The organism is Shewanella sp. DC2-4, assembly GCF_013248875.1.
Taxonomy (GTDB): domain Bacteria; phylum Pseudomonadota; class Gammaproteobacteria; order Enterobacterales; family Shewanellaceae; genus Shewanella; species Shewanella oncorhynchi.
The window spans coordinates 92,376-103,815 of record NZ_JABRVR010000004.1 but is presented as its reverse complement, the minus strand read 5'-3'; the positions used below and the strand labels follow the sequence as shown (position 1 = coordinate 103,815).

The following is an 11,440-nucleotide window of genomic DNA, read 5'->3' as shown; positions in this document are numbered from 1 at the left end:
AGAATGAGTTAGTGAATCAGACTTACCTCGTCTGATTCACACACTAACATCGTCAATGTTATGTATTTTTTAGTTTCTAAAGCCGTAGCCGAATTCAGTTGAACACTATGAATGTCAAATTTCAGTTTTGATAATTTCAAAAATCAAAACTTACGATATGTACTCAATAATGCTGTTTACCGTAACAGGCTAACCCCGCTGACTTGATTACGGCCATGTTCTTTCGCAAGGTACAATTGCTTATCCGCCGTTTCGATAAGTGTTTGCCATTTTAAATGCCGATGAGGCTGCATGCTCGCAACGCCAGCACTAATCGTGACCTCTTGAAAACTGGAGCCTAAATGCTCGATGTGTAACGCTTGCACTGCGTTTACGATGAGTTGTGCGATGTGCATCGCACCTAAATGCTGAGTGTCCGGTAATAGGCAAATAAATTCCTCACCACCATAGCGCGCCACTAAATCGTTCGGGCGGTGTATCGCTGTGCGTAGCGCTTTCGCAACGAGACGTAAACATTGATCTCCTTCCTGATGACCATAGCGATCGTTGAAAAGTTTAAATGAATCGACATCTAACATCACCACTGATAATGGTGCACTATTTCTGCAGCAGTACTTCCATATTTCGGGGATCCGTTGCTCAAACAGGTGCCGATTCGCAACCCCTGTGAGTCCGTCCAGTAAAGCAATCGATTGGAGTAAATCGGCTTGTTGTTTGAGGATAAACTGATTATTCACCCTCGCGTTCGTGATAATCGGATTGATGGGTTTATGAATAAAATCAGCGGCGCCAAGCTGAAAGCCTTTAACCTCTTCTTGTTCATCAAAATGCGCGGTAACAAAGATAATGCAGATATTGGCTGTCGCGGGATCGGCTTTGAGCCGTTGACACACTTCATAGCCCGTCATACCGGGCATTTCTATATCCAAAAGCACTAAATCAGGCAGTTCATTCTGGCAGACGTTGATGGCTTGCTCTCCGTTTGTAGCCATAAACATTTCATAATCTTCATGAAAAAGCTGATGCAATATTTTTATATTGAGGGGTTGGTCGTCAACGACAAGAATTTTTCCCTTCATGCGATTGGCTTGCGGGATGATTTCCGTAGGATGCATTATTTATTCTCCAACATGATGATGCGTAAAGTGTCTGATGCCTTATCGAATTCGAGTGCTTGCACTTGTCCCTGTAGTGTTATCCATTGTGGATGGTGTGGTAATTTTTTGATTAATCGGTCAACGAAAGTCATGGCTTCTAAATTGTTCGCTTTTAAGAGGAGCATGAGGGCGTTCAGTTCAGTCCAAGCACTCGGCATTAACGCTTGAGAATCGATGGCCTGTTTCATTTTATCTTGAGCTAATGCAGTCGATTCAGGTTGAGGGATGTAAGTAGATAGTTGCTGAGTACTTTCATTGATTAGTAATTCTAATTGTTCGGTCCACGCTTTTATCTCAATAAACTCAAGGTCTTTTTGTTTGAGCTGTTTCTCTAAAAATGCGGCATAAGCGGCTAAACGCAGTGCACCAAAATTACTGGCAAGACCTTTGATACCATGTCCCACGGCCGCCGCAGTGGCATACTCAAATACTTTAGTAGACTGCTTGAATAGATTAAGTTGTTTCAACATTTCAGGTGCAAAACCTTTCGCCATTTTCTGGAAAAAAGCCTGATTACCGCCAAAACGGCGCAGTATCAGCTTGATGTCATCCAGTAATGGCATATCGTCCATATCGTCGAGTGGAGCCTGTAACTCCGCTGGCTGATGCTGTTGCGCTAATGAGGGGACTTCTTCCTGTTCCACTAAACGCAAAATGCTGGGGAGTAATATCTGCATGTCGATTGGCTTACCCACGTGGTCATTCATACCTGCATCGAAGCAATCCTGTTTATCGCTTTGGGATGCATTGGCTGTCATCGCTAAAATGGGCAGATCCGCAAATCGGCTATCAGCGCGGATAAGCCGTGTTGCGGCTAGGCCGTCCATATCGGGCATTTGTATGTCCATGATCACGATATCGAATACGTTTCCACTTTCTAACACTTGAAACACCCCTTCAACGCCGCCGTTGGCAAGTTGCACGTTTGCCCCTTCATAACTCAGCAGCTCATCAATCACTTGTCGGTTGAGTTGGTTATCTTCAACCACTAAAATGGCGAGTGTAGATAACAATCGTTGCGAGTGTGGCATAGGATTTACCGTCATCGTTTTGCCTTCGATAGCATTGATTATCGCCTCGGCTAAAATTTGTGGTGTGACCGGTTTAGTTAAAAAATTCACGAAGGGGACATTTTTAATATGCTGACTTTCACTTATCACCTCATGGCCATAGGCGGTGAGCATAACGATGAGCGGTATAGGGCTATCTGAGTGAGAGTTACACATTAAATCAGCGGTTTGTAGCCCATCCAGATCTGGCATCCGCCAATCCATTAGTACGACATCAAATGGTCTTGCATTTGTATTGGCTTGTTTTACTTTTTCAAGCGCTTGATATCCCCCCGAGGCGGTTTCTGCACTGCAGCCAAAGTCAGTTAAAATCTTATGCAAAATTTCGACGGTAAGCGGGTTATCATCGACAATTAAAATATGATATCCACTGAGGTCAATGGCCTGAGTGGCTTCAACTTCTATGACGCAGAACGTCACATCAAACCAGAAACGGCTACCCACACCCACACGGCTGGTGACGTTTAATTGGCCGCCCATGAGTTCGACTAACTTTTTGCTTATCGCTAATCCCAGCCCTGTACCGCCAAATCGCCTTGATGTTGACGATTCGGCTTGCTCAAAGCCCGTAAAAATACGCTCTATTTGCTCTTCGCTAATGCCAATACCGGTATCTGAAATTGAAATCTGCACCGTAACGGTATTGGCCTCATGACGTAAGCATTCCATGGCAACGGTGACTTGACCGTGGCGTGTAAATTTAAGGGCATTACCCGCTAAATTAACCAAGATCTGTTGCAGCCTCAGTTGGTCAGCTAAGAGCCATGCGGGTAAAGCCGGATCAAGGTCAAACATGACCTCGACATTTTTGTTGCCATGGTTACCCGACAGCACTATTGCAAGGTCTCGCATAAGCAGTTCGATTGAACAAGGGTGCAGATCGAGTGTTAATTTACCGGCATCGATTTTTGAGAAATCGAGAATATCATTCAGTAACCCTAATAATGATTTCGCCGCAGTTTGGGTTTTGGAGACATAATCCTGTTGTTGCACTGACATTGAGGTATGTTGCATTAATTGCAGCATCCCTAAGACCGCATTCATTGGGGTGCGGATCTCATGGCTCATATTGGCTAAAAATGCAGACTTTGCCGCATTAGCCGCATCAGCCTCATGTTTAGCCTCTCTCAAGGTTTCTTCTAATTGCCGCTGTTCGGTAATATCTAAATTGATACCGATGACTTTTGTGACTTGACCCGTGACATCGCGTTCGATTTGGGCGGCAGCTTGCACGTAACGAATGGTGCCATCGGTTCTGACGACTCTAAAAATGGGATCATAGTGGTCTTTTTCTTCTACTGCCGCTTTTAGCTTCGCCTCGGCGAAGTCAATATCCTCTGAATGAATTCGCATACGCCAATGTTCATAGGTTAATCCGTTATCCTGTAAATTCAGGGGATGATCGTAAATAGCAAACATCCGCTCATTCCACTCGAGGGAGTTATCGCGTAAATCCCAGCTCCAAATGCCGAGCTTGGCGACTTCCGCAGCCTTACTTAAGTGATTACTCGCGGTGATAAGTGCTTTTTGTTGTTGTAGTACTTGGGAAATATCAATCGCAATGCCTAAATAACCAATAATCTCGCCGAGATTATCCTGCATGGCTGTAACAGTGAGAGAGACTTGGCATTGACTGGTATCTTTTCTCACATAGGTCCAAGTGCGTGTTTCAGGTCCAAAGGTTCGCGCTTTATAGACGAAGACATCAAAGCCTTGAATATCTTCACCATACTCCCTGGACAATTCAGCCGATCTTGCCGCGACTTCCTCGGGCAAATGTAGCGGTGCCGGTGTTGATAGTCCGACCATATCTATGGCGGCGTAACCGAGTAATTGCTCGGCCCCACGATTGAAAATCGTGATCACGCCCTTTTTGTCTGTTGCGATGATGGACATTTCGGAGGCGGCATCGAGTACGTTCGTTAATAACGAACCCAACTTATTTTTTTCAATTTGCGCCAATTTACGCTCTGTGATGTCGGTTCTTAATGCGACAAAACGTTCTATATTGCCGTTTTCATTAAAGACAGGGCCAATCACAGTATCAAACCATTTTAGCATTTGGTGTCGGTCACGATTACAAATCTCACCATGCCAAGATAGGCCCGATTTTATTTGGGTCCACATGGTGCGCCAGAATGCAGCATCATGTTCACCAGAGTTCAAAATGGCATGGGTTTTACCTAACAATTGTTTGCGTGAATAGCCACTTACGTGGCAAAAATTATCATTCACTTCTAAGATGACGCCATTCGGGTCGGTAACAGAGTAGAGCAACTGTTGATTGATGGTGTCGAGCAACGTCTGGTTTTCGAGTAATGCTTGCTGGAGTGCATTGGTACGCTTGGTGACTTCTTGTTCTAAACGCGCATTCAAATTTAGAATATGCCGCTCGCCATCTTGTTGGACGGTGATGTCGCGGATAGTTTGGCTTACCCCCACAATCTCATTGTGTTCATTGTAGATAGGTAGCGCTGTCGTAGAGGTTGATAACTGGCTACCATCTTGGCGCTGATGGCTTGATATTCGATTTAATACTGTTTTTCCTGAGAGCACTTCGGTAAACAGAGCGTGTTCTTTCGAGATGCTATTGGATGGAATAATCAATTCTGCATTTGATTGACCTAATACCTGATGTTCTTTATAGCCAAATAGCTGCTCAGCGCCTTGGTTCCAACTCGTAATTTGGCCTGCAAGGTTAAAGCTGATAATGCCGTCGAGGGAATGCTCTAAGATGCTGGCCCGTCTTGCCTGCTCAGCTTGCATTTGTCGCTTACGTTGCGAACTTAAGGACCACACCGTGATAAAGGCGGCCAACAGTAGACTGAATAACCCGCCACTGAGCAGCACTAAGCTCGGTTGATTAAGGTGTAATGACTGAATAAAAGCGGGGTAGGCAATGACTTCGACTTGCCATTTGCGGCCAAAAATATTTTTTGTCAGTGTGTGGCTATATGCTGATGGTAGTGATGCATCATTGGCGTTAGTCTCAAAAAATCGAATGGGGTGCTGTGCTTGGGTAATATCACTGAGCAGCAATTTAGTTTGTTTTTGATTAAGCGCTAAATTCGTTAGCACTTCGTTTGTCACGAGGGGAGCATAACTCCAACCATAACCAGCAGAAAGCCTTTCTTCGACGGTTTTGGGTACCCAAACGCTACGATAAATCGGTCGTAATATTAAAAAGGACTGCGAAGGCTCACCAGTGGCTTGTACTAACGTGATGGGAGCCGATAACCGCACTTCTCCGGATAATAACGCGGCATCTGCCGCTTCTTTACGATAGGCTTCGGATGCAATATCTAACCCAACGGCAGCACGGTTTCTGTCTATCGGCTCAATGTACTCAATCACATACTTTTCGCCGCTGTGTGGGGTCAGTTGCCGAATATTGAAGTCTGGCCAATCGTCATTTTTGGCTCTTGCTAAAAATGCGGCTTCATCTGCGCTGGATATTCGACGAATAAACCCAAATCCTCTAGCGCCTGGAAACTCTGCATCAATATCACGAGTTATGCTGTAACGATGGAATATCGCACGGCTGATATTGTGCTCACCTGCGGTGATGATTGTCCCTTGAGCCCCACGCAAGCCATATTGATATAACTTAATACGGTTGATGACGTTCTCACTGATAAGTTCAGCATTTTCCTGTAAAGCTTGTCCGATGACATGGGCGTTCATCCGTCCTATCTGCCATGAGATTAAGCCGCTGAGTATCAATCCCAATATCAGAAAACAGATGCCCAATTTATAGGCGGGTTTATAACTCGTCGGCAAATTCATATGTGCTTAATTATTTATCATCAGTAAGGTTCTGATTTTGGACCATTAAAAGACCTTTTGCCACCAAGGAAGGATTGGCAAAAGCTAAATAGGTTAAAAGTCGCAAATTTAGATGATGAGCGATGATTTCAGCCCGTTAGTGTCAAGCGAATAGGAGCAATTTGAGATCTCGTTATTTACCTAGCGATTGGCTACAGTAAGTTGGAGAATATTAAACATGCTTTTAAGATTACAGCGGGTTTGAGCACTGCTGTTTGCGTTGTCAGCCTTTTACAAGATAGGTCAATATGAACAATCGACGCAATTTCATTAAGTCATTTGGCGTTCTTACCTCCGCTACATTGTTGTGTGGCCCAACAGAGATATTTGCAATGTCTAATAATAAGTTGTGGTTTATGCCTGATGAGTGTGAGCCCCACTTGCGCACATGGATGGCCTTTGGAGCAAGTCAGAAAATCTGGGGTAAGAAGCTTCTGCCGGAAGTTCAACGTAACTTAGCGACCATAGCACTGTCCATCGCAAAGTACGAACCTGTTTCAATGCTTGTTCGTCAAGCAGACCTCCCCTTAGCTCAACAACTTATGGGGGACAACATTGAGCTTATTAGCTGTCCACTGGATGATTTGTGGATGCGTGATACTGGCCCTGTTTTTGTTGTTACTGAGAAGGGGGACAAAGGGACGGTTGACTTCAATTTTAATGGATGGGGTGAGAAGCAGGACTTTGCCTATGATGCTGAAGTTGCTTCGTTTGTCACTCAGCAAGTAGGCTTGAGTCGCATTAAGACCAAGTTGGTGCTAGAAGGTGGAGGAATTGAGGTTGATGGTCACGGCACTGCAATTATAACGGAAAGTTGTGTGCTCAATGAAAACCGTAACCCTGGCCTCAGTAAGAGTCAATGCGAACATGAGTTAAAGCGATTGCTTGGATTAGAGAAAATCATTTGGCTGCCTGGCATCAAGGGGAAAGATATCACCGATGGCCATACTGACTTTTATGCCCGTTTTGCGCGTCCCGGTGTGGTTGTCGCTGGGTATGATCCTGATCCAGCGTCTTTCGATCATGCAATAACAAAAGAGCATCTAGAAATTCTAAGCGCAGCTACAGATGCAAAAAACCAAAAACTTGAAGTAATTGTTCTTGAGGCTCCAACAATTGTTCGGGATAAATTCGATAATGAGGATTTTGCTGCAGGCTACATTAATTTTTACGTCTGTAATGGTGCTGTTATCGTCCCTGAATTTGGTGACCCCGCGGCTGACGCTGCAGCTAAGCGCCAATTGCAGAACGTGTTTCCTGGGCGTGATGTTGTACAGATCAATATCGATGGTATAGCAGCAGGTGGAGGCGGTATCCATTGTGCAACGCAGCAGGAGCCAAGGGGCAATTAACATAGTAAACTATTATAGAGACAGACTTAGCCGCGGATGGCTTGGTCAACAATACTGTGCAAACTGAAAATACATTATTTTAAATGGATCGCTGGTTTATTGCTCTTAATTCATTGTTTAGTGAAAAGGAAGACTATTATGTTGAAACGAGTATATAGTTTACGTTTAACCCGCTTTTTTATTTTAATTTTTTTGTTTAACTTTAATGTTATTGCTCAAATTAGTGAGGAGAACACTAAGCTGCCTGACAGTCTCTTGGAACAATTAAATTCTGTTGTAAAAGAGGATACGGGTCGTCTGGTTGATATGTTTAAAGATCTTCATATGCATCCTGAATTGGCTTTCACTGAAGTTCGGACAGCTAAGATTGTTGCTAATGACCTTAAACGCTTGGGATATACCGTCACTGAAGGAATTGCAAAAACTGGGGTTGTCGGTGTGCTCCAAAATGGAGCGGGTCCAACAATATGGTTTAGAGCTGATATGGATGGTATATCAGTAAAAGAAGACACGGGTCTCTCCTATAGCCCTAATAGAAAACAAAAACTTTCTGATGGCTCTGAAGTCGACGTAATGCATGCCTGTGGGCATGACGCACATGTGGTTTGGTTATTGGGCATGGCAAGTGCGATGGTTGAACTTAGGGATAGTTGGTCTGGGACACTTATTGTTTATACTCAACCTGCAGAAGAAGTGGGATTGGGCGCGCAGGCGATGGTTAATGATGGCTTATGGGAAAGAGGTTTCCCAAAACCTGATTATGCCTTTGGATCGCATACAGCACCTATCCCTGTTGGTCATGTATCAAGTTCTGCTGGGTTGAGAATGGCGGGTACAGATCAGCTTGATATAACCTTTATGGGCAAAGGTGGTCATGGTTCAACACCTCAAATGACAATCGATCCTATTGTTATGGCAGCTCAAGCTATTCTTTCTTATCAAACAATCGTTAGTCGGAATCTGGATCCACTAGATTCCGGCGTTATCACTGTCGGTGCCATAGACGCCGGACGTGATAATAATGTTATTCCCACAGAAGCGATATTGAAGCTTAATTTAAGGTGGTTTACGCCAGAAGTCCGTAATAAAATAATTTCTCGAATTGACGAAATTAATAATGGTATTGCATTTGCGTCTGGAGTGAGCCCAGAGCAAATGCCCATACGTAAAATGAAAGGCAATGCTGGGCCATTAGTTAACAACGATGAGCTAGTCACTAAGATCAATCCTGCATTAAAACAATTATTGGGAGCTGAGAATGTATATGATCAATTTCCGCCCGTAATGGGATCTGAAGATTTTCAAGAAGCTTTTAATACTCTCAATGTTCCCTATGTATTCATGTTAGTGGGGGTTGCTCCGATGGAACAATTTACTGCTGCACGTGCTAAAGGGTTACCCTTTCCCTATGCTAATCATAACCCTAATTTTTTTGTTGATTTGAATTCTATACCTGTAGGTGCCAGAGTTAATACAGTTGCAGCATTAAGTGTCTTAAGAAAACGATAGTTGATTAGATTCAGACTTGCCTAGTCTGATTTATGCATACAATCCTGCCATTTTACGTAGGCCTTGGGGCTAACGCGCTTTTGTCGGGTGGACGACACTTGTTACCAAGTGCCGTCTCCCTAAGAACCGTACGTGCAACTTTCACTGCATACGGCTCAAGCCTCCACAAAAGCATCGTTTGATGCCCAGCAACTTATAAAGCAGTCAGAGCAGGTTCGTTCCAAGAGTTGCGAGCTAGCCTTTTGGACTTTCTCTTCGCTAAATATTCTTGGTATTGAGGGTCAAATTCACTATGCCACTACATGACGATGGTCTTCTTACAGGCCGCTGAATGTAGTGTATCGCTACAATCGCATTTTTAGACTTTGCAGCTTCTTGGAAAGGAGTTCAAATCTCCTCACTAGGAAAATTAATTCCATCAAGTAATCAATCTATTTCACAAGATATCATGAACATTCACTACTCATTTTTACCACGTTCAGGAATATTGATTCCTATTGAGATCAAACTCTAAGCCTAGCTAGGGGGCAGTTTGGATATCGAAAATTATTGTACGTTAAGGCCGTTTTTTGACCGTTCAACTTTAGCAGGCCTTGAGGCTGTTCATAATTCTGCATCCGGTTACTTTTCCAGATATAAGCCCAGCGGTGATGGGTACTCCAATGACGCCATGCCCCTTGGCACGTAATCCATGTGTCACCCTTTTAGAACGGTATTTTTCAAATTAGCGGGCACTATTTGCTCAAATATTAAGCAGCATTTATAGCGTCTTCGGTTGAAGCCTTATCTGGGGTTAACGTCACAGGTCCCTCCACCTCACAATTTCTCACATCTTTAGACCATCGCATAGGCATTTTTGCCTTTGCCACTTCAAGCACTTCCTTTCGTTTGGCTAAAATAGCGCCATCTTGCAGCGCATGACGCGGCCTGGGTGAGACAAAGTTCAGCTGGCTGTATTTATGCTCATCGTTGTACCACTTTACAATCTGCTCTACCCATTCCCTTGCAGTCGTCAAGCTGTTAAAGCCTGATGTTGGCCACTGCGGACGGTATTTTAACGTCTTAAATACTAACTCTGAATAGCTATTGAATAGCGGTCGATGATGCGTTATTGCAGTACCCATCACCGCTGGGCTGGGAACACATAAACCTGACCGGAGATTACTTGTGGTGCAGTAACGGTAAGATAAGTTCTGGTAAGTTCAGGGCGTTTCGTCCTTTATCAACTGCTTAGCGTACTTTATTTAATGAGATGGTCACTCCCTCCTTCATAGCAGTATGCTGAGAGCAGGCTTAAACAGGAGAACCATCATGGAAAATATTGCACTCATTGGTATCGATCTGGGGAAAAACTCTTTCCACATTCATTGTCAGGATCGTCGTGGAAAAGCGGTTTTTCGTAAAAAGTTTACCAGGCCAAAGCTCTTTGAATTTCTGGTAACATGTCCGGCAACCACTATTGTGATGGAAGCCTGTGGTGGTTCTCACTTCATGGCGCGCAAGTTGACCGAGCTGGGACATACACCAAAGCTGATATCACCACAGTTTGTCCGTCCGTTCGTTAAAACTAACAAAAACGACTTCGTTGATGCCGAAGCTATCTGTGAGGCGGCATCACGTCCATCGATGCGCTTCGTTCAGCCTAGAACGGAGTCTCAACAGGCCATGCGGGCTCTACATCGGGTTCGTGAGTCTCTGGTGCAGGATAAGGTCAAAACGACCAATCAAATGCATGCTTTTCTGCTGGAGTTTGGCGTCAGCGTTCCTCGAGGTGCTGCGGTTATCAGTCGGCTAAGCACGATCCTTGAAGACAACAAATTACCTCTTTATCTCAACCAGTTATTGCAGAAATTGCAGCAGCATTATCATTATCTTGTTGAGCAGATAAAAGATTTGGAAGCTCAGTTAAAGCGAAAGTTAAACGAGGATGAGGTTGGGCAGCGTTTACTGACGATCCCCTGTGTGGGTACACTGACAGCCAGTACCATTTCCACAGAACTTGGTGACGGCAAACAATACGCCAGCAGCCGTGATTTTGCGGCAGCAACAGGACTGGTACCACGTCAGTACAGCACGGGTGGCCGGACGACGTTGCTGGGGATCAGCAAGCGAGGCAACAAAAAGATCCGAACCTTGCTGGTTCAGTGTGCCAGAGTTTTTATACAAAAACTGGAACATCAGTCTGGCAAGCTGGCCGACTGGGTCAGGGAGCTGTTGTGCCGAAAAAGTAATTTTGTCGTGACCTGTGCTCTGGCAAACAAGCTGGCCAGAATAGCCTGGGCACTGACAGCTCGACAACAGACGTTCCATTCGTGAAGTCAACGAGGATAATGATTTTAAACAGCGACTTATCTGGTTTTGCGAATACTGATTATTGATGATACGAACGGCCAACCGGCCTGTTGAGGAACCTGTAAAACGGAAAGGCTCATCTGAAGCCGTATATTTTCTAGAGGTTCATCAGGCGCGGAACTCATCGAGGCGCGGGCAATTAAGCTCATTCAGACGCCGGATAGATTCAAGCAAG

General features: G+C 44.5%; 5 protein-coding genes and 1 pseudogene. 3 read left to right on the top strand and 3 right to left on the bottom strand.

Features of this window, described 5'->3' with window-relative positions; genetic code table 11:
- Positions 1-176 precede the first annotated feature (176 nt).
- Positions 177-1,115, bottom strand: a complete 939-nt coding sequence (locus tag HQQ92_RS23570) for a diguanylate cyclase (RefSeq protein ID WP_173249049.1) — start codon at positions 1,113-1,115, stop codon at positions 177-179.
- A complete protein-coding gene (locus HQQ92_RS23565) occupies positions 1,115-6,013 on the bottom strand; it encodes a PAS domain S-box protein (protein ID WP_173249047.1) in 4,899 nt (1,632 codons plus the stop codon). The genes HQQ92_RS23570 and HQQ92_RS23565 overlap by 1 nt, the downstream gene beginning before the upstream one ends.
- A 371-nt stretch (positions 6,014-6,384) precedes the next feature.
- Here HQQ92_RS23565 and HQQ92_RS23560 point away from each other — a divergent pair, with 371 nt between their 5' ends.
- Both HQQ92_RS23560 and HQQ92_RS23555 read left to right on the top strand, forming a co-directional pair.
- A complete protein-coding gene (locus HQQ92_RS23560; protein WP_197018035.1) occupies positions 6,385-7,404 on the top strand; it encodes an agmatine/peptidylarginine deiminase in 1,020 nt (339 codons plus the stop codon).
- A gap of 138 nt (positions 7,405-7,542) precedes the next feature.
- The gene (locus HQQ92_RS23555) at positions 7,543-8,913 is read left to right on the top strand and encodes an amidohydrolase (RefSeq protein WP_173249045.1); all 1,371 of its coding nucleotides are present in this window, start codon (positions 7,543-7,545) and stop codon (positions 8,911-8,913) included.
- A gap of 749 nt (positions 8,914-9,662) precedes the next feature.
- On the opposite strand, the pseudogene HQQ92_RS23550 reads toward HQQ92_RS23555, so the two are convergent.
- Positions 9,663-10,001, bottom strand: a pseudogene (locus HQQ92_RS23550) (IS3 family transposase); the annotation flags it as partial.
- A 223-nt stretch (positions 10,002-10,224) separates the two neighbouring features.
- Here HQQ92_RS23550 and HQQ92_RS23545 point away from each other — a divergent pair.
- The gene (locus HQQ92_RS23545; RefSeq protein ID WP_173249043.1) at positions 10,225-11,229 is read left to right on the top strand and encodes an IS110 family transposase; all 1,005 of its coding nucleotides are present in this window, start codon (positions 10,225-10,227) and stop codon (positions 11,227-11,229) included.
- The last annotated feature ends 211 nt before the right edge of the window (positions 11,230-11,440 follow it).

Coding starts and splice junctions, on each gene's coding strand:
- HQQ92_RS23570 (WP_173249049.1), bottom strand. CDS start 1,115: ATGCATCCTACGGAAATCATCCCGCAAGCCAATCGCATGAAGGGAAAA.
- HQQ92_RS23565 (WP_173249047.1), bottom strand. CDS start 6,013: ATGAATTTGCCGACGAGTTATAAACCCGCCTATAAATTGGGCATCTGT.
- HQQ92_RS23560 (WP_197018035.1), top strand. CDS start 6,385: ATGTCTAATAATAAGTTGTGGTTTATGCCTGATGAGTGTGAGCCCCAC.
- HQQ92_RS23555 (WP_173249045.1), top strand. CDS start 7,543: ATGTTGAAACGAGTATATAGTTTACGTTTAACCCGCTTTTTTATTTTA.
- HQQ92_RS23545 (WP_173249043.1), top strand. CDS start 10,225: ATGGAAAATATTGCACTCATTGGTATCGATCTGGGGAAAAACTCTTTC.